This window comes from Bifidobacterium cuniculi, assembly GCF_000741575.1.
GTDB classification, from domain to species: Bacteria; Actinomycetota; Actinomycetes; order Actinomycetales; family Bifidobacteriaceae; genus Bifidobacterium; species Bifidobacterium cuniculi.
Genome location: NZ_JGYV01000034.1, coordinates 1 through 18,744, shown reverse-complemented (window position 1 = coordinate 18,744; position 18,744 = coordinate 1). Strand labels below are relative to the sequence as shown.

The following is an 18,744-nucleotide window of genomic DNA, read 5'->3' as shown; positions in this document are numbered from 1 at the left end:
GAAGAACTTTTCAGTTCTTCGACCCGGTGCCCGCTTTAATTTTGCGGATCCCCGAGAAAAGTCACGGAAAAACGAGAGATTTCTAGAGGAAACGCTTACTCCACATACCTGTCCAGCACCTGCAGGGACTGCAGGTAGTTGGTCAGGGTGAAGATCTGCTTGGCGCGGCGGTCCTGCTTCATGCTGTCGGTGGAGGCATCCTCCTGGTGGACGACCTGGAGGCGCGGGTCGTACAGCATCTCCAGCCCGGCTTGGCGACAGCGCATGGCGAGGATGTGTTCCTCGAAGTACAGGAAGGTGCCCGGGTCGAAGGCATCCGCGAACCGCTGCACGTAGGCGGGGGTGAAGATGAGGCAGGCACCGTGCAGCTTGTAGGGCTTGCCGGCGACGGCTTCGGCGGTGGCGTGCGTGTAGGGGCTCGGCTTCTTCCCGCTGCTGCCGGTCAGGGCTTGTTTCACCGCGATGAGCGGCCCGAAGAGATGCAGCTTCTCCAGCGTGAGGATGCGACGGAACCGTGTGGCCTGGCGGACGACTTCCTCATGGCTGTCGATGATGCCATAGCTGGGGTTCTGGTGGCGCTGGTCGCGCAGGGAGACGATGTCGGGGCCGATCACGCCGCAGCCGGTGCGTTCGTAGTCCTCCATGCATTCTTCGACGAACCGAGTGTCGATGATCATGGCGTCGTTGTTGACGGTGACGATGTAGCCACAGCCCAGTTCGTCGCGACACAGCCGGTACCCCGTGTTGTTGCCGCGCGCGAACCCTTCGTTGGCGGCGTTGTGCACCAAGGTCACGCCATCCGTGTCGCCATACAAATCGCACAGCCGTTCCCAGCTGCCGTTGGCGGAGTCGTTGTCCACCACTACGATCCGGTAGTCGAGGCCACGGCAGACGCGGCGGATCGATTCCACACACCGCTGGGTGGCGTTGTCCACCAAGTAGTGCAGCACCACGAAACCGAAACGCGGCTGCTTGACGTTCTTGCCGTCGGTCATGCAAAGACCTCCTTGCCTACGGGGAACTTACGGGACTTACAGGGTGCCGTCGAGCACGCGCGCGTACAGCGTCGGCTTGCCGTCCACCTGCGTGGGGTACTTGAGCTTGTAGGTGAGCTTGTTGATGGTGGTGTCCGCAGGCAGCACCGGCTGTGCCGCCGTGGAATCCATCTGCTCGGACAGGTCGAAACGCCCCGTGTTGGACAGCGGGATGCAGTCCATCATGGCCCGCACCGCCGGGATATGCACGTAGGCGTTGCGGAAGAAGGCGTCGAAGAGGAAATACTCGGGCACTGCTGCGATGCGCTTGAAGGTCACCACGAAGCAGTCGTAGATGTACTTCATGAGCTGGTTGCCCTTGACGGCCGCCAGGCAGTAGGTCGTCCAATGGCAGGCCGGGTACTGCCCATGCGCCTCGGCGTGGATGGAGCAGAAGGGCAGCTCGGCGAAGGCCGGTCCGAGGTCCGCGGTCAGGTAGAGCGTGGAGTCGAGCCATACGCCGCCATGTTCGTAGAGCAGCTTGACGCGCAGGGCGTTGCAGAAGGCGTTGATGGTCAGCGTGCCCTCCTCGCGCCGGCGCACGAGGATCGGGTCGATATCGGCGTACTGCGCGTAGTTGTCGCGCGTCACCACGATCACCTCGCGGCCGCCCGCATGCCGGCGGATGCTGTCGATGCAGGCGACGATCACCGGCGGCGTCTGGTCATCGAGACCTTGCCACCATGCCACCCAGATCGGACCGTCGTTCGTAGCCGGCAGCGTGGTGAGTGCCGCCTCGTCGAAAATGATGGGGCGCATGACGCGCTGCCACAGCGCGTCATAGAAGTCGCGGTGGTACTTGGCGTCCATGCGATGCGTGCAGTGGTACACCACGCCCTCGGCCGCGATTTTCGGCCCCAGCAGCGTGGTGGCGTTGCGCGCGTCGGATGCGATCTTGGAAAGACGCTGCGGAATGTTCTGCCAGATGGACATGCTTCCTCCTGTGCGGTCAGTGGCGCTGCCGTGCCAGGGCAAGTGCGGCGAGCGTGGTCATCGCCGGCGCGATGAGCATACGGTATTTGAGTCTGATGGGACGCGGCAAGACGGCGGCGTCCACCTGCGCGGTGCGCTGCCGCAGGGTGTCCGCACGGGCGCGCACGACGCGTGCCACCTGTGCGGCACTGCCGTCGGTGAGCATGGCGGCCGCTTTGAGCTCCTGGTAGTACAGGTTGACCTGTTCGACCTGCCATGCCTGGTACAGCTGCGGCACCTGGTCCAGTCCGTAGGCGTGCATGAGCTCGGCGCGCCGGTCGATGGCGGGATGGTACAGCCCCTTGATAGTGTTGCGGTAGGTGCGCTCGGACAGGCCTCCCACCCGGTACCTGTAGCCGGCGTAGTCGAGGTAGGTGATGGCGCGGGCATGCTGGAAGGCTTCCATGTTGAAGAGGTTGTCCTGCATGCGCGGTAACGCGGGGTCGAAACGCAGGTCATGCTCCGCCAGGAAATCACGACGGTACAGCTTGCCCCAGGGCACGCCGATGGCGGTCACGAAACCGTCCGACTGTTCGAAGGCGCCGTCGATGAGCTGGTGGAAGAGTCTCTCCTTGTCCTGCGCGGTGTGTGCGACGAAGGATTCCGGGAAGAAGTGTTGGCGTACCTCGCCGTCGTCGGTGAGTGCCACGCAGGTGGACATGACGATGTCGATGTCCTGCTGTTCTGCTGACGCCGCCAGCAGGGTAGCCAGGTAATCCTTGTCCACGCTGTCGTCTGGGTCGACGAAGCACACCCACTGTCCCGTCGCCTGGTCGAGTCCGCGGTTGCGGGCCGTGGAGACGCCGGCATTGGCTTGCCGCATCAGCGTGAAGCGGCTGTCCTGGGCAGCGAAGTCGGCGGCCAACTCGGCACTGCTGTCGGTGGAGCCGTCGTCGACGATAATGACCTCGAAGTCGTCCATGGTCTGCGCGGCCAGGGAGGCCAGGCAGTCCTGGATATAGCGTTCCTGGTTGTACAGGGGGATGATGACGCTGATCATGCACGTACCAGCTTTCCGTCTCCCACTGGCTGCACCTTGGCACGCACGCCGGCACGGATGCCGCGCAGGTAGGCGCCGAGCTTGGCTGCCTTGCGGTCCTCGACCAGCAGGGACAGCGCCATGAGCAGGGGGATTTCAGTCAGTCCCTCGCTGCCGGTGTGCCGATGGTATTTCTTCCAGTAGATGATGCGGTTGCGCGCCTGGTAGTAGCAGCGTATCGGCGAGTAGCCGAGTTTGTACAGCGGCTGCCATTGGCGCCCCGCCGGCGTGCTGCGCGGCACGCGCAGCCACGTGGCCTCGGACTTGCCTTTCTCGTGCAGCAGATACGTGGTGTTCACGCGCAGAATCTCGTAGCCGGCCAACAACAGACGCTCGTTGAAGTCGAAGTCAACATAGTCGATGAAGAAACGCTCGTCGAAGCCACCTACGGCCAGTGCCGCCTTCACCTGGACCAGGGACCCGGAGGTGATGGCGCCGCCCTTGGCCGCATGTTCCAGCCGCTGTGTGGCCGGCATGTCCATGGCCCGGTATTCCTCGACGCTCATGCGGTTGCGGTCCAGGATGAAGGGACAGACCAGACCGGTGGTTTCGTCAGCGTGTGCTGCCAGGGCGTCGACCATGCCGTCACTGGCCACGCTGTCCTGGTCGAGCAGCACGATCCAGTCGAAGGTCCCGCGTTCCGCAGCCTGCAGCAGGCAGTTGAGTGCCGCCGCGATGCCGAGGTTCTCCCCCAGCCGTTCGAGCTGCACTGCGGGGAACGCCGCGGCCAGGGTTTCAATATCCTGCACGTTATCCGACCCGTTGTCACAGACGAAGACCCTGTCCACCTGTGGCACGATGGCCTCCAGGTTGGCGCGCAGGCGTTTCAGGTCGGGATTGTAGGTGACGATGCCGGCGCAACGCATGGATGCTTTGGAGCCGCTCATGAATACCGTTCGTCCTCTCTGTGGATGTTCTTGCACTCCTGCGTGACGCACCTCACATGCCCATGGGGCATGGCATCAACGACGTGAGTACACCAGTTTCTTCACGGAAGCCTTCAGCGATTCCTTGATCCAGGAATCGTCGGGCTTGTATACGGGATAGTACTTGATACGTAGTTTTTGCGCACGCACCCACACATTCAGGAGACGCTCGGACAGGAAACCGTACAGACGCTGGTTGTAAGCGTCGTACTGCCCGGTATCCGTGCGATGTTCCACCTCCTCGAGGATGTCGAAGAGCCAAGTCATGTACCGTTCGAAATGCGAACGGCTCATGACGAACATGTTGTAGCAGCTCAAGCTCCGACTGCACATCACCTCGTCAAAGGCCTTGACATATTCTGAATGCCGTTCCTGGAGCACAGTGCGGGTGGTCTGCAGGTCCTTGATGTCGTGGAACTGCGCGAACTGCTCCTTCACCGTGGTGCGGAATACCCACGGCTCGGGCAGCACCGCATCTACATGCTTGAGGTCCTCCACGAACTGCTCCGCCGGTACGATGGCAGTTTTACGATGACTCAGATAGAAATAACGTCGGTAATGCACAAAACCGAAGTCGGCCGCCGTGCCGATGGCGTTCTTCCATACCCAGTATTGCGCGGTCAGTTCGCAATACTGCGGATTCTTCGAGGAAATCTCATCACCGGTATTGTCCTTGACGCTGATATGGGCATGATTCCTTGCCGCACCGGCGAGAATCGGGATGTAACCATCCAGTTGTGGTGCATCGAAATCCTTGTGGGCGACTACGTAGATTTTTGCGGTGTCTTCCATCACTCTGACTTCCCTGCATGCTTGAGTTCACGCCGTGCATCCATGGTACCCTTGCGATTGCCGACGAAACGGAAACCGCAATCGATAATGAACCGTCCTGCTTCGAGGATATGTCCCTGACGGGCAAGGCCCTTCAAGGTATAGGTCACCATCGAAAGCCCTTCCCCTGTCAGCGGCGCATCGTCCAGGATGTCCTGATGCTTCTCGATTTCAACGCCTTGGATGTAGTTGCGCTTGTATTGCTGTCGGAAGGTGAAATTATGCGAATGCACCACGCAGGCATCGGCTTCGTACACCACGGTCCATCCAGCGTTGAGGAATCTGGCGGCAATGAACATGTCCTCATTGGTGAGCACCGGGTTCTCGAAACCGCCAACCTCCAGATAAGCCGTGCGCCGGTATGCTGCGCATACATCCGTTGCTCGGAACGCCCTGATGCCCAGGTCAGGGATGTCTTCCTTCGTGATATGCAGTGATTGTGCCCGGTAAGTGTAGGAGCGTACCAGACGTTCTGCGGCCCTGGCGTCATCACGTGGCAGCTGGCGTCCATAGACCAACGCCACATGCTCGTCGTCGAAGGGCCTCATGATGTTGGCGATGTATTGCGCATTGGCCGGCATGGCATCCTGGGTCAGGAAGAGCACGAAGTCACCTTTGCTTTCACGCAATGCCATATCGCGCGTACCACCGTGATTGAAATCCTTGCGGTCAATTGCAATCAGTTTCACATCCGGATGTTTGCACACGATGTCCTGCGTCTGGTCATTGGAGGAGGAATCCACCACGATGATTTCATCCGGTTTGAGGGTCTGATCTTCCAACGCCTTCAACAGGTCTGCAATCATGGAAGCTGCATTGAGGGTGGGAATCACCACCGAAATAGTGCCTTCTGCCAAAACGACATCTTTCCTTTCCGTCACCTTGCATGCATCACGGACAGAGTCTCAGGTACATGTCCCGGTCATGATGCCGCAACGCCATGCATTGCGGCATCTGTCCCACGGTCGACCTCGAACGGGCATCGGCCCACCATGGGTATAGCTCAGTCCCTCTTGAAGAGGTCGCGCGTATAGACCTTCTCGTTCACATCTCCGAGTTCATCATTCCAACGATTTGCCACGATGATGTCCACACGGTCCTTGAAGGCCTCCAAGTCATGGGTGACTTCGCTGCCGAAGAACTCGGCTTCGTCCAGGGTGGGTTCGTAGACCACCACGGGCACGCCCTTGGCCTTGATGCGCTTCATGATGCCCTGGATGCTCGACTGGCGGAAGTTGTCGGAACCGGACTTCATGGTCAGGCGGTACACGCCCACCACCGGATGGTCCTTGCCTTCAAGCCTGGACAGGACCTGGTCGGCGATGAAGTCCTTGCGGGTGCCATTGGATTCCACGATGGCCTGGATGAGGTTCTGCGGCACATCCTGGTAGTTCGCCAGCAGCTGCTTGGAATCCTTGGGCAGGCAGTAACCGCCGTAGCCGAAGGAGGGGTTGTTGTAGTGGCCACCGATGCGAGGGTCGAGGCACACGCCGCGAATGATCTCCGCCGCGTTCAGGCCACGGGACTCCGCATAGGTGTCCAGCTCGTTGAAATAGGCCACGCGCAGGGCCAGGAAGGTGTTGGCGAAGAGCTTGATGGCCTCGGCTTCGGTGGTGCCGCACACCAGTTCCTCGATGCCCTTCGAGCCGTCCGGGTTCGTGCGGTCGAGTTCGGCCGGGTCGGCGCCCTGCGCCAGCAGGTTCGCGAAAGTGCGCGCCGCCTCGACAGCCGCCTCGTCATCCATGGGCGCGCCTACCACGATGCGCGAGGGGTGCAGGTTGTCGTAGAGGGCGTGGCCTTCGCGCAGGAACTCCGGGGAGAAGATGATGCGCCCGTCGCCGGTCTTCTCGCGCAGCTGCGCGGTGTAGCCGACCGGGATGGTGGACTTGATCACGATCCACGCGTCCGGGTTCACCTCACGGATGGCCTCGATGGCCGCCTCCACGCTGGAGGTGTCGAAGTAGTTCTTCTTCGGGTCGTAGTTGGTGGGCGTGGCCACCACGGCGAAGTCGGCGCCCTCGTAGGCCGTCTTCGGGTCGGTGGTCGCCTGGAAGTCGAGGCTCATGGTGCCGTCCTTGGCGCCGTCGAGGAAGCGGGTGATCTCCGCGTCCACGATGGGGCTGACGTAGTCGTTGAGCATCTCGACCTTCTCGGGCACGATGTCCAGCGCGTGCACCTCGTTGTGCTGTGCAAGCAGCAATGCCACAGATAGGCCTACATAGCCGGTTCCTGCGACTGCAATCTTCATGGCGTATTTCCCTTCGATTCTTGTGTTGTTGATAAAATGCTATGGCTATGAGCCCAGTGTAGTCCGCACCATGCCGATGGTCGGATCAGTATGCTCCGGAGGGGCGCAGCACCGTGCCCACCGTGCGCAGGATGTACACCACGTCGCCCAGCACACTCCAGTCCTGCACGTAGCTCACGTCGAGCTGGCGGCTCTCCTCCTCGTTGAGGTCGGAACGGCCGGAGACCTGCCAGGGGCCGGTGATGCCGGGCTTGACCAGCAGGCGGGTGGCATAGACCGGGTCGTACTCCTCCACTTCGAAGTCGCGCTGCGGGCGCGGTCCAACCACGCTCATGGAGCCCATGAACACGTCGAAGAACTGCGGAAGCTCGTCCAGGCTGGTCTTGCGGATGAAGTTGCCGACCTTGGTGATGCGCGGGTCGTGGGTGAGCTTGTAACGGGCGCCCATCTCCTGGCCGTTCGCCTCGAGCACCTCCTTGAGGTGGGCGTCCGCGTCGACGCGCATGGAGCGGAACTTGTGGATGTAGAAGGGTTTGCCGCGCAGGCCGATGCGTTCCTGCTTGTAGAAGACGGGGCCGCCGTCCTCGACCTTGATGGCGATGGCCACGATGACCATGATCCAGGAGCTCAGCACGATGGCCAGCGAGGAGACGACGAGGTCGAAGATGCGCTTCTTGACCTTCGCCGAGGGCGAGTACTGCGGCAGGCTGATGGTCATGATGCTCATGCCCTGGATGTTGCGCATCTGCGTGGCGTGCTCGGCGATGTCGAGCGCGGAGGTGATGAGCGCGATCTCGAGGTTGAGGGACTCCATCTGCACGGCGAAGGTGCTCAGGTTGTCGGAGAAGCGGTCGAGCACGTCGGTGACCATCACGGTCTGCGCGCCGGTCTCGGCAATGCGCTCGGCGAGGTCGTCGCCGTAGTCGACGATCCGGATCGGCTTGCCCCAGCTCTTCTTCACTTCCTCGTGCAGCAGGCCGACGTTCGGGTCGGCCTCGATGAGGCCGGTCCGCTCGTTCACGCGGATCGGGCACACGCGCACCGGCTTGTAGTTGAGCTGCTTGCGCTGGTTGAGGAACTTGAGGATCTGCCCGATGCCCTCCGGCGAGCCGACGATCACGGTCGGGTAGGAATATTCGCCCTTGCGGTGCCGCTGGGTGAGGAACAGGCGGGCAACCATGCGCACGATCATCTCGACGATCCACACCAGCAGGCTGGTCAGGCACACCGTCATGAAGGAGACGTTTGACTGGATCACGAAGTTGAGGGCGCACACGGAGACCCAGCACACGAACATGGCCTTGAGCAGCAGCATGTTGAGCTGGTAGCCGTCGGCGAACACGTGCCGGTGGTAGACGCCCGTGACGTGGCAGCAGAAGATCCAGATCAGCGCGCAGACCACCAGGTACAGATACGGGTTGATGGACCAGTGGAGCTGCAGGCGCGTGCTCAGCAGCTTCATTTCGTGGCTGCGGGACATGACGAGGTAGCCCACCGCGAAGTATGTCAGTGCATCGAATACCATCAACGCCAAGTTGAGCACGAATCGCCACTGCAACACCCGCGTGGACTGGCGCTCCACCTCTTGCGCCAGTTCGGCATCATGCCGTTCCTCAGTCATGTTCCGTCCCTCTCCCTGCAATGCTCAACCGGGGCGACATCCCTGCGCGTCGCGCCAGTCGAGGCCACATAACAAGCACATCATAGACCCACGCCGGTATAGGCATGGTTCAATGGACGGCTAATCAAGCGTTCAGCGTCCTCGCTATGCAAGTTCCTATTGCCTATCCAGTACGCCGGTTTTTCTCACAAGGTGAAGAAGCGAGGGGTGGGCGTACCATGCGAATCAGGGAAGTTTGGCCGCAGACCAACCTTCCCGTTCCCGAGCATGCATCCGCGTCGCCGTTCATCTCACTCACGAAGAGTCATTCCCAGGCGAGGCAGGAGTACGAAGAGACCGGCGTCTGCCGCGGTGTCCGCGGCATGAGGCGCACTGTACGTGTTTACAGGAGTTTCAAAAGGAGGGTTTCCATCATGGAACAGGACCAGTACGAGCATACCGACGATCTCGAGGCGGTGGACCAGGCCGCCGCGGACATCACGCCGACCGTGGACGCGGACGACGTGGAGGCCATCGACGTGGTCGCCGCCCAGAGCGCGGAGGACCCGCAGCCGGTCAGCGACGACGAGCTCAAGGCCTTCGAGCAGCGCATCGACGACATCCTCGCCACCGGCGAGCTTGACGAGACCCTGCGCTTCGTGGATGACGACGGCGTCGCCCAGGTGCTCCCGGTGCTCGACACCGAACCGATCTCCCACCTGCTCGAGGGCATCGAGGAGATCGGCGGGCGCGCGAACGTGTTCGTGCGCACCCGTGACGGCATCGCCGTCCTCAATGTCATGGAATACAGCCCCGACGACCCCGCATCCGCGGACGACACCCCCACCGGCGAGACGCCGGTGATCACCGACACCACCACTACCGTCACAGACGAGGAAGCAGCAGACCCCGAGCGATGAGCACCCCCAGCGAACCGATGAACCAGGACGAAGACGAACAACCTAAGCGCGTCGTGGCGGCCAGCCGTCCCTACACCAGGGATGTCCACCACGACGCACCCACCCCCGCACCGCATCATGGCTTCAAGGGCATGACGCAGGTCCTCACCCGTAACATGGCGTACCATGACGGCCACCTGACCCGTCCCGCGTTCATCTCGCTGGCCATCCTCACCTTCATCACCTTCGTGGGCAACTTCACCCAGCTGCAGCTGAGCGCCGCGTTGCCCACCATCGTGGAGGAATTCGGCATCACCGTCACCACCGGCCAGTGGCTGACCTCCATCTTCCAGCTCACCATGGGCGTCATGGTACCGCTGACGGCGTTCCTTACCCGCCGCTTCTCCACGCGCCAGATCGTCATCGCCTCCATGGCTGTGTTCACCTTCGGGTCCCTCCTGGCATGGCTGGGACCGAACTTCCTCCTCGTGCTCATCGGCCGCTTCCTCGAGGCCGTGGGCACGGGCGTCATGTGGCCGGTGTTGCAGATCACCGTCTTCTCGATCTACCCGCTCGACCGCCGCGGCATGGCCATGGGCACCGTCGGCATGGCCATGAGCGTCGCCCCCGCCATCGGCCCCACCCTGGGCGGCCTGCAGACGGACCTCAACGGCTGGCGCTCCATCTTCCTCACCCTCACCGTGATCGGCGTGATCGCTCTGTTGCTGTCCTTCTTCGGATTGCGCAACTTCGGGGCGAGCGACAAGGGCGCCAAGACGGACTTCTTCTCCGTGGCCCTGTCCATCTTCGGTTTCGGCGGCCTTATGTACGGCTTCACCAACATCCAGTCGTACCCCGTGTGGCATCCCATCGTGTGGGTGCCCATGGCCGTCGGCGTCATCGGCATCGTCTGGTTCGTGATGCGCCAGCTGCGCAATGCGAAGCGCTTCGCCAACGGCGAGCGCAAGCAGCCCGCCCTGTTGGACCTCTATGTGATGCGCAACCACGGGTTCACCATGGGTACCGCCATCGCGGCGCTGAGCTTCTTCGCGTTCAGCTCGATCGTGGTGATCATGCCCCTCTACATCCAGAACTGCCGCGGGTATTCTGCCACCATCTCGGGTCTGGTCATGCTGCCGGGCGCGTTGGGACAGGCCATCTCCCAGTTCTTCGGCGGCAAGGCGCTGGATCGGTTCGGGGCGCGGCCGGTGGCGTTGATCGGCACCATCACCCTGTGCATCGGTACCATCATGATGAGTGCCGTCTCCGTCAGCACCTGGATCTGGTACGTCTCCATCTGCCAGTTCATCCGCCAGATCGGCATGGGCTTCGTCCTCATGCCCCTGACCACGTGGTCGCTCAACTGTCTGGAGCCCCAGGACGTGTCCGCGGGATCCGCCATCACCAATACCATGCGACAGATCGCCGGTGCCATCGGCGCCCCGGTGCTCATCCTCATCATGAGCATGATCGAGGCTGCCAACATGGGCGACGGCAGCCCCCAAGCCCTGATCCTGGCGAACATCACCGGCATCCAGTGGGCCCTGCGCATCAGCTCGGTGCTGTGCTTCACCATGGTTCTCATGGTGTTCCTCGGCGTGCGCGGCAATGGCGCCGGTTCCGCACATGATGTGGCCCGGAGGGCCATAGCGCTTGTGCGCACCCACCATGCGGTGGATGCATAGCAGGTAGCAAGCATGAATTGTGGTTGGTGGTCGCGACCAGGGCCGGTTCATGGCTACCAACCGTCATTCTTCTTGTCCTTCCGCTACCCTCTCATGTCCCTTGTCGCCACAGCTTGCGCCGACGGTCCGCCAGCTGTTGTGGGGTCAGCCGCCGAAAGGGCAATGCCAGTCCCCTCTGCGCAGCAACCATGGCCAGCATCGACTGTGCCAAGGCATCCAGCCGCGCCGACGAGCGCATGTCGGCCGCGGTGACCTCATACAGCGTCCATCCGGCGCCTTGCAACAGGTTGCGCTTGTACGCATCGCGCTGAAATTGCCTGCGGTCCGTGCGATGCTGGTCCCCTTGGTATTCCACGCCGATCTGCGCGTCCGCGATCGCCAGGTCGAGGGTCATCCCCACCCCGCTCTCGTACTTCAGGTCAGGCACTGCATGGTTCCGCACGAACTGCGGCACGCCGCGCCGGTTGAGCTCAAGTTGGAGACGGTCCTCCTGCATGGAGTCGCCGCCCTGCTGGATGAGCCGCATGGCTCGCTCGAATTTACGTTTGCCATGGAACTTCCGGAGCATGCAGTCACTGATTTGCCCGAGGGTGATCATCCGGAACCGCAGCATCGTCTCCATCGCCAGGCAGAGCTGGATTTCGTCATATCTCTTTGCCAGCGTCATCAGCACGGCATGCGGCTGCAGGCATCGAACGCCGGCCGTCACTTCAGTGTCGTCGTCGCGCAGTCCCTGCCATGTGTGGAATGTCACGTCCGTGCAGCGAAAATCACGGTCGGCGGCAATCCTCACCACTGCCTGCGGTTTCGCCGGATGGGATACCGGCAGTTCCAGCATGTGAAGCACCAATGCAGTCTCATGGCTGAAGATCGCGTCCGGCACCTGGCTGCACTGCTGCAGCATGGCATTTCTCGCATTAGCCAGCGAGGTGTTCAAGACACTGTTGTTGTTCATAGGTGTACCGTATGCACGATAGTGCTCAAATTACCACCTCAGCAGGGTCATGTGGATAGCCGGCCGTCAGAACCCACATAAGTGCATAACCCTGTGGATATCCGCGGGTCTCTCTGGTGGATCTCCCCTCTTCTCTCCATGCCCTCTTTCCCTTCCCTCCTCATGCTTCTCTACTCTTCTCTTCCCACTCCCCTGGGTCTGCGCAGAACTGCAGATTGCAGTTCTGCGCTCACAACTGCACAAATGCTTTTGCATCTTCTGGACATTGCGGATCTATCTACAGAGTTATGAGCTCATAACTGCAATCTGCAGTTATGCACAAACACCCCATCACTGGCCACTACTCCAAAAACACAATCCCAACCTCTACCCAACACAATTCTCCCCTACTTCCCCATACACGTGAGCGCAATCAGCACCGCATTCAGCGCCACGATCAACACCATCACCGCCATGCACACCCAATGCTTGACCGGCCCGTCCACGTATTTGCCCATCAAGGCACGGTCATGCGTATACCTCATCAGCGGCACGATGGCGAAGGGGATGCCCACCGAGAGCACCACCTGCCCGATGATCAGCGCCTGTGTCGGGTTGTCCGCGCACGCCAGCACGACCAGCGCGGGCACCAGCGTCGCGACCCGGCATGCCCACATGGGCACACGCACCTTGAGCAGTCCCTTGATGATCTCCGAACCCGCATACGTGCCCACCGACGTACTGGACAGCGACGACGCGAGCAACCCGACGGAGAACGCCGTCCCGACCACCGGCCCGAACACCGTGGCGATGGCGTGCTGCGCACCCTCGATGGTGTCGGTGTCGGTCATGCCGTACAGCGAGTTCGCCGCGAGCACCAGCAGCGCAATGTTGACCGACCCGGCGATGACCAGCGCCCACACGACGTCGATCTTGCTGCCGTGCAACATCTCGCGCACGCCGGGGCGGTTGGCGCCGTGGCCGAAGTGGTCGTTGACGAGCGTGGAATGCAGATAGATGGCGTGCGGCATGACGGTGGCGCCGAGCATGGACGCCGCCATGAGCACCGACCCGCTCCCCTGGAAGCGCGGCACCAAACCGCCGGCGACCTGCAGCGGGTTCGGCGGGTCGAAGAAGAGTCCCGCGATGAACCCGAAGGTGATGACCAGCAGCAGCCCGATGGTGAGCCGCTCGAAGATTTTGTGCGTCTCGCCGCCCTGGAAGAGCAGCAGCAACGTGGAGACGGCGCCGATGACCAGGCCGCCGACCAGCAGCGGCATGCCGAAGAGCAGGTTGAGCGCGATGGCGCCGCCGATGACCTCGGCGAGGTCCGTGGCGATGGCGATGACCTCGGCTTGCACGAAGAAGAGGAACCGACCGCCGGTACCCATGCGCTCCCCGAGGATCTGCGGCAGGCTCTTGCCGGTGACGATGCCGAGCTTGGCCGCCTGGTACTGGATGAGCACGCTCATGCAGTTCGCCACGACCAGTACCCACACCAGCAGGTACCCGTATTCGGCACCGGAAGTGAGGTTGGCGGCCACGTTGCCGGGGTCGACGTAGGCGACCGCCGCGACGAATGCCGGCCCCAGCATGCTGGCGAGCGCATGCACCGGCTTCTCCGGCTTGCCGATGTCATGGCGCTCGATGGCGATGTCCTGCTTGATCTCGGCGTCGATCTGCGGGTTGGTCGGTACGTCTGTTTCACGATCTGTTCCACGCTTGACGGCCATGCGATCACCACTCCCTGCACTCATCTGCACGGCCCATGCTACCCCATGAGAAATTGTTCATTTTTCTGAGCAAAATGAACAATTTCTCATTCCTCCGGCACCGCCTGCCCCGGACACGAATGCAGCACCGCCAGCATGGCACGCTTCTCCTGCGAGGTCACGCTCAGGCCGTACTTGTCCTTCACGCCGATCTGCCGCGCCACGTATTCGCACCGGAACTCCCCGTTGGTGGGCAGCCAGTATGCGGCGGAGGACGAGCCCTTGCCCTGGTTGGCGGGGCCGTCGACCGCCAGCAGGTTGACCATGTCGTTGCCGTATTGGAAGCGCTTGGCCTTGTCCCAGTCCTTGGCGCCGGACTGCCACGCGTTCTGCAGGGCGACCACATGGTCGATCTGCACGGCGGAGCTGGTGTCCTGTCCGCGCTGGAAGTGGATGGTCTTGCCGGTGTAGGGGTCCTGGAGCACGCCCGTCTTGACCTTGCAGCCACCGCGCTTGGTGTAGGTGACATCGGTCAGGTCCCGGGCGAGCACGTCGTCGCGCACGTCGCAGCCGTTGCCGTCGTCGTCGGTCTCCCGATAGCCGAAGGCATCGCGCGAATAGCCGCTGGTGGACACGTCATCGTCCACGACGAGCCGTTCCAAGGTTTCGGCGGCGGTGCCGGTGGCGTGGTACTGTCCCGTGAGCTGGACGAACTGTGGTGAGACGCGCGGCAGCAGCACGCCGACGGCGATGCCGAGGACGATGACCGCCACCACGATGATGAGCAGCCGTTCCATCGGCCCCGACGCATTGAAATACCGCTTGGGGAAATACCCGTTCCTTCGACTCATGGTTCACTTGTACGGGAGAATGCGGACCGAAGCAAGCGCGCCACGCGGGCGACACGCCCAGCCACGCCGGATTCAGCGCAAGGGTGAGGGCAGCCCAATTGGTACCGCCATCATCGGCATCCATCACGCCCAATGCCCAATGCATGGCATGGGCCCCAATGCCAAGCGGACCGTGGCTACATCGCGACATGCAACCACGGTCCGCCCGCAGATACCCCGGCAACCATCAGAAGCCGTGGGAGCCAGTGCCCCTGGCTACATCTGCACCACGTCGTCCGCGATCCTCATGGTGGACGCCCGGTGCGAGACCAGCACCACGGCGGCGCCGCGCTCGGCCACCAGCCCGTTGATTGACTGCAGGATGTACGCCTCGTTGAGCGAGTCCAGCCGGCTGGTCGGCTCGTCGAAGAGGTAGAGGTCGGCGTCACGCAGGAACATGCGCGCCAGGCCGATGCGCTGCCGTTCGCCCTCGGAGAGGCGGCCGCCGAGCTCCCCGACCGGCGTCTCCAGGCCGTCCGGCAACGAGTCGACCAAGCCGAGCACGCTGGCCTTGCCCAATGCGGAACGCATCTCGCCCTCGCTGGCATCGACCTTGGCCACACGCAGGTTGTCCGCGATCGAGCCGTCGAAGAGCACGGTCTCCTGGCTCATCATGGTCTGCACCCTGCGGCGGTGGTGTGCGTCGACGTCCGGCAGCGGGTCGCCGGACATCTCCACGGCGCCGGACTGCGGGTCCCAGTAGCGCATGAGCAGCTTGAGCGTCGTCGACTTGCCGCGCCCGGAGGGCCCCTGCACGCCGAGGATGCCGGACAACGGCACGTCCAGCGAGACGTGCTCGAGCACCGGAGCACCGTCCGCGGAACCAGAGCCGTAGGAGAACGTGACGTCACGCATGGCCATGCCGTCGTATTCCGGCTCCAGCGTGCCGGTCTCCGTCACCGCGGGCGCCTCGTCCATGAGCCCGAACAGGCGGCGAGCGGAGGCGAAGGTCTGCGTCAGGCTCGCCGGCAGTGCGCTGAGCGCCAGCGTCGGCCCGAAGGAACTGACCAGCAGCACCAGCGCCACCACGGAGCCGGCCCGCAGTCCCGGGTCGGCGGCACCGACCGCCAGTGCCAGCCACACGCCCAGTCCGGACACGAGCACGACGATCACGTGGTCGATGCCGCCGAACAGGCCGTTGCGCAGGCTCAGCCGCACGCGCTGGCGCCACAGGGCACGCGAGCGTGCGTCGATGCGCGCCAGGCGCGCCGCACCCTGCCCGAAGCGGATGATCTGTTCGAGGCCGCGCATGTCGTCGAGCATGTCGTCGTCGAGGGCGGCGCTTTCCTGACGGATGTCGTCGCCCACGCCGCGCAGTGCGCCGGCGAAGAACCTGGGTACCATGACGCCGATGAGCAGGTGCGCCACCACGAGCAGCACCGCGAACCACGGCGAGAGGAACAGCAGCGCGACCGCGTAGATCAGCGTGGTGGAGATGGCGATCACGGTCGGTGAAATGGTGTGTGCGAAGAAAATCTCGAGCAGTTCGACATCAGTGGTGACCATGGAGATCAGGTCGCCCTTGCCCTTGCCGGCCAGTTTGGCGGGCGCGAGGCGGCGCAGTGCCGCGAACATCCCGGAGCGGAACAGCGCGAGCAGGCGGAACGCGAGGTTGTGGTTCATGTACTGCTCGCAGTAGCGCATGATGCCACGGATGAGCGCGCAGACGGCCATGAGTGTGACCGCCCAGCCGACGGACAGTCCCCACGCCGGCTGGCCGAGCGCCGCGAAGAGCGCCATGGTGCCGAAGACGGGCAGGAAGGTGGCGGACACGTGACCGAGCACGCCGAAGATGCAGGCGATGACCATGAGCGGCCGCAGATGCCCGACCTGCCCGAGCAGCCGGCCGATGACCTGCATGGAGGTCATCGTCGGTTTATCCGCGGACGACGGTTGCGCCGTGTCGACAGTCGCGGCGTCGCCAGCAGCTGCCGCCCGCAGGTCGGCGGCGGCGAACGGCTTGGCGGCGACGGTCACGCCCTTGGCGTACGTGATGCCGGCGTGTTCCTCGCGCCGGTGCACGTCCTCCACGACGGCCTGTGCACGGAACATGGCGGCGTACTGCCCGTCGGCGTCCATGAGTTCCTGGTGCGAGCCGGTCTCCACGCAGCGGCCGTGGTCGAAGACGGCGATGCTGTCGGCGCCGACGGCATCGGCCAGTCGGTGGGTGACGAGCACCACGGCGGCCTGTTCCGTCAGTTCGTGCACGGTCTGCATGATGAGCTGTTCGCTGGCGGCGTCCACGCTGGAGGTCGCCTCGTCGAAGACCATGATGGGCGCGCGGCGCAGCAACGCGCGCGCCACGGCGATGCGCTGGCGTTGGCCGCCGGACAGGTTCGCCGCGTCCTGCTCGATCGGCATGTCGAGTTCACGTTCCTGGGATTCGACAAAGTCGAGGATGTGTGCCTGATCGAGCGCGCGGCGCAGGTCGGCGTCGTCGGCGTCGGGGCGCGCCATGAGCAGGTTGTCGCGCAGGGTGCCGGCGAAGAGGTGGCTGCGCGCGCTGACGATGGCGACGGCGTCCGTCAGCGCGTGTTCGCTCAGGTCGCTCACCTGCTGCGCGCCGGCGGCGGTGCAGAAGGCGAGGGAGCCGCTGTAGCCGTCGAGCTCGCCGGCGATGAGCGCGCCGAGCGTGGACTTGCCGGAGCCGGATTCGCCGACGATTGCGGTCAGCGAGTTCGCCGGCAGTTCCAGGGTTACGCCGTCGAGTGCCTGGCGGTCGGCATCCGGGTAGGCGAAGCCGAGGTCGCTGATGGAGACGCCCACGGCGCGTGCACCGGCGGGCAGCTCCTCGCTGCCGTGGCGGGCGGCGGGCAGGTCGAGCAGCGCGAAGATGCGCTTGCTGGAGGTCATGCCGTTCATGGCGACGTGGAAGAAGGAGCCGAGCTGGCGCAGCGGCAGGAAGAAGTCGACGGACATGAGGATCACGAAGAGCACGGCCGCGAAACCGACGGCCGGGCCGTTGAAGGACGCCAGCAGCGCGTTGGAGGTGGCGAAGTGCGTGGTGCCGCCGTGCACGAGCTGCCACAGGGCCACGCCGATGCCGGCCGCGGCACCGCCGTAGGCGACGACGTCCATGGCGGTCAGCGAGCGCAGCTGGATCTGCAGGACGCGCATGGTCATGACGCGGAAGTCCTCGGCCTGCCCGTCCATGCGTTCGGCGGCGCGGCCGTCGGCGTCGAAGGTCTTGAGGGTCTCGAGGCCCTGGAGGTCGTCGAGGAACACGGATCCCATGTCCGTGTACTTTCCCCAGTATTTCCTGAACATCTTCGCCGCGGACATGGCGACGGCGCCGACAATGAGGATGATCAGCGGCGCGCACACCAGCAGCGTGACGGCGGTGGGCATGTTGAGCGGCGCGATGACGGCGAAGAGGGTGAGGGGTGCGAGGATGGCGTAGCCGAGCTGCGGCAGGAAGGACTCGAAGAAGCTCTGCACCTGGTCGACGCCCTCGCCGGTGAGCTGGACGACGTCCGCGGTGCGCACATGCTGCCGGTAGGAAGGGCCGAGGTCGACCATCTTGCGGTACAGCTCGTTGCGCAGGCCGAGCTTGACGCGTTCGGCCGCCTCGGTGCCACACCTGGTGGCGAAGTGGTGCGCCAGGAAGCGTATGGCGGCGATGGCCACGAAGGCGAGGGCCGCGACGAGCCGGTTGAGTGAGGCGTCCAGGCCGATGGATGCCAGGCCGGCGTCCACGGAGCGGAACGTGATCATGGGCGTGACCAGCACCACCATGGACACCGCGAGGGCGATGTCTGCCAGCAGGCCGATCCACAGCCACAGTATTTTCGCCAGCACGAGCCGTCTGGCGCCGGGTACGAGCGAGAAGAGCCGCTTGTCTACCATGCTTCCCCTTTGGGTTGTCTCATATGCCAGAAGCCAACCTAGCAAAATTGAGACGAAAGCAACAGACCCCCGTCCTGAGAAATTGTTCACTTTTTCGAACAAAATCCAGGGCGGCGCGCGCGCSGCCG

General features: G+C 63.4%; 14 protein-coding genes. 2 read left to right on the top strand and 12 right to left on the bottom strand.

Annotated features, from left to right (window positions below):
• Positions 1-95: 95 nt before the first annotated feature.
• From BCUN_RS10850 to BCUN_RS10815, 8 genes are all read right to left on the bottom strand, one after another.
• Positions 96-995, bottom strand: coding sequence for a glycosyltransferase (locus BCUN_RS10850; protein ID WP_033516421.1), 900 nt, complete (start codon positions 993-995; stop codon positions 96-98).
• Between the two features lie 36 nt (positions 996-1,031).
• The gene (locus BCUN_RS10845; RefSeq protein ID WP_033516420.1) at positions 1,032-1,967 is read right to left on the bottom strand and encodes a capsular polysaccharide synthesis protein; all 936 of its coding nucleotides are present in this window, start codon (positions 1,965-1,967) and stop codon (positions 1,032-1,034) included.
• A gap of 16 nt (positions 1,968-1,983) precedes the next feature.
• Positions 1,984-3,006: a glycosyltransferase gene (locus tag BCUN_RS10840; protein WP_051921065.1), complete on the bottom strand. Its 1,023-nt coding sequence runs from the start codon at positions 3,004-3,006 to the stop codon at positions 1,984-1,986.
• A complete protein-coding gene (locus BCUN_RS10835; RefSeq protein ID WP_238552427.1) occupies positions 3,003-3,932 on the bottom strand; it encodes a glycosyltransferase in 930 nt (309 codons plus the stop codon). Before BCUN_RS10835 ends, BCUN_RS10840 begins: the two co-directional genes overlap by 4 nt.
• Before the next feature lie 75 nt (positions 3,933-4,007).
• Positions 4,008-4,763 carry a DUF4422 domain-containing protein gene (locus BCUN_RS10830; RefSeq protein ID WP_033516419.1) on the bottom strand — a complete coding sequence of 252 codons (756 nt, stop codon included), beginning with the start codon at positions 4,761-4,763 and terminating at the stop codon, positions 4,008-4,010.
• Positions 4,763-5,659: a glycosyltransferase family 2 protein gene (locus BCUN_RS10825; protein WP_081895685.1), complete on the bottom strand. Its 897-nt coding sequence runs from the start codon at positions 5,657-5,659 to the stop codon at positions 4,763-4,765. The genes BCUN_RS10830 and BCUN_RS10825 overlap by 1 nt, the downstream gene beginning before the upstream one ends.
• Positions 5,660-5,805: 146 nt before the next feature.
• Positions 5,806-7,050 (bottom strand): nucleotide sugar dehydrogenase, encoded by a 1,245-nt coding sequence (locus tag BCUN_RS10820; protein ID WP_033516418.1) that lies wholly within the window; start codon positions 7,048-7,050, stop codon positions 5,806-5,808.
• Positions 7,051-7,135: 85 nt separating this feature from the next.
• Entirely contained in the window at positions 7,136-8,671 is a 1,536-nt protein-coding gene (locus BCUN_RS10815) for a sugar transferase (RefSeq protein WP_033516417.1), read from the bottom strand.
• Between the two features lie 413 nt (positions 8,672-9,084).
• Between BCUN_RS10815 and BCUN_RS10810 the strand changes: the two genes are divergently transcribed.
• Entirely contained in the window at positions 9,085-9,570 is a 486-nt protein-coding gene (locus BCUN_RS10810) for a hypothetical protein (RefSeq protein WP_420796505.1), read from the top strand.
• Positions 9,567-11,234, top strand: coding sequence for an MDR family MFS transporter (locus BCUN_RS10805; protein ID WP_081895684.1), 1,668 nt, complete (start codon positions 9,567-9,569; stop codon positions 11,232-11,234). The genes BCUN_RS10810 and BCUN_RS10805 overlap by 4 nt, the downstream gene beginning before the upstream one ends.
• Before the next feature lie 91 nt (positions 11,235-11,325).
• On the opposite strand, the gene BCUN_RS11705 is transcribed toward BCUN_RS10805, so the two are convergent.
• From BCUN_RS11705 to BCUN_RS10785, 4 genes are all read right to left on the bottom strand, one after another.
• Positions 11,326-12,189, bottom strand: coding sequence for a hypothetical protein (locus BCUN_RS11705; protein ID WP_152598115.1), 864 nt, complete (start codon positions 12,187-12,189; stop codon positions 11,326-11,328).
• Between the two features lie 386 nt (positions 12,190-12,575).
• Positions 12,576-13,901 (bottom strand): Nramp family divalent metal transporter, encoded by a 1,326-nt coding sequence (locus BCUN_RS10795; RefSeq protein WP_081895683.1) that lies wholly within the window; start codon positions 13,899-13,901, stop codon positions 12,576-12,578.
• 86 nt (positions 13,902-13,987) lie between these two features.
• Positions 13,988-14,731 (bottom strand): HNH endonuclease family protein, encoded by a 744-nt coding sequence (locus BCUN_RS10790; RefSeq protein WP_033516416.1) that lies wholly within the window; start codon positions 14,729-14,731, stop codon positions 13,988-13,990.
• A gap of 255 nt (positions 14,732-14,986) precedes the next feature.
• Positions 14,987-18,616, bottom strand: coding sequence for a thiol reductant ABC exporter subunit CydD/CydC (locus BCUN_RS10785; RefSeq protein ID WP_033516415.1), 3,630 nt, complete (start codon positions 18,614-18,616; stop codon positions 14,987-14,989).
• Positions 18,617-18,744: the final 128 nt, after the last annotated feature.

Coding starts and splice junctions, on each gene's coding strand:
- BCUN_RS10850 (WP_033516421.1), bottom strand. CDS start 995: ATGACCGACGGCAAGAACGTCAAGCAGCCGCGTTTCGGTTTCGTGGTG.
- BCUN_RS10845 (WP_033516420.1), bottom strand. CDS start 1,967: ATGTCCATCTGGCAGAACATTCCGCAGCGTCTTTCCAAGATCGCATCC.
- BCUN_RS10840 (WP_051921065.1), bottom strand. CDS start 3,006: ATGATCAGCGTCATCATCCCCCTGTACAACCAGGAACGCTATATCCAG.
- BCUN_RS10835 (WP_238552427.1), bottom strand. CDS start 3,932: ATGAGCGGCTCCAAAGCATCCATGCGTTGCGCCGGCATCGTCACCTAC.
- BCUN_RS10830 (WP_033516419.1), bottom strand. CDS start 4,763: ATGGAAGACACCGCAAAAATCTACGTAGTCGCCCACAAGGATTTCGAT.
- BCUN_RS10820 (WP_033516418.1), bottom strand. CDS start 7,050: ATGAAGATTGCAGTCGCAGGAACCGGCTATGTAGGCCTATCTGTGGCA.
- BCUN_RS10815 (WP_033516417.1), bottom strand. CDS start 8,671: ATGACTGAGGAACGGCATGATGCCGAACTGGCGCAAGAGGTGGAGCGC.
- BCUN_RS10810 (WP_420796505.1), top strand. CDS start 9,085: ATGGAACAGGACCAGTACGAGCATACCGACGATCTCGAGGCGGTGGAC.
- BCUN_RS10805 (WP_081895684.1), top strand. CDS start 9,567: ATGAGCACCCCCAGCGAACCGATGAACCAGGACGAAGACGAACAACCT.
- BCUN_RS11705 (WP_152598115.1), bottom strand. CDS start 12,189: ATGAACAACAACAGTGTCTTGAACACCTCGCTGGCTAATGCGAGAAAT.
- BCUN_RS10795 (WP_081895683.1), bottom strand. CDS start 13,901: ATGGCCGTCAAGCGTGGAACAGATCGTGAAACAGACGTACCGACCAAC.
- BCUN_RS10790 (WP_033516416.1), bottom strand. CDS start 14,731: ATGAGTCGAAGGAACGGGTATTTCCCCAAGCGGTATTTCAATGCGTCG.
- BCUN_RS10785 (WP_033516415.1), bottom strand. CDS start 18,616: ATGGTAGACAAGCGGCTCTTCTCGCTCGTACCCGGCGCCAGACGGCTC.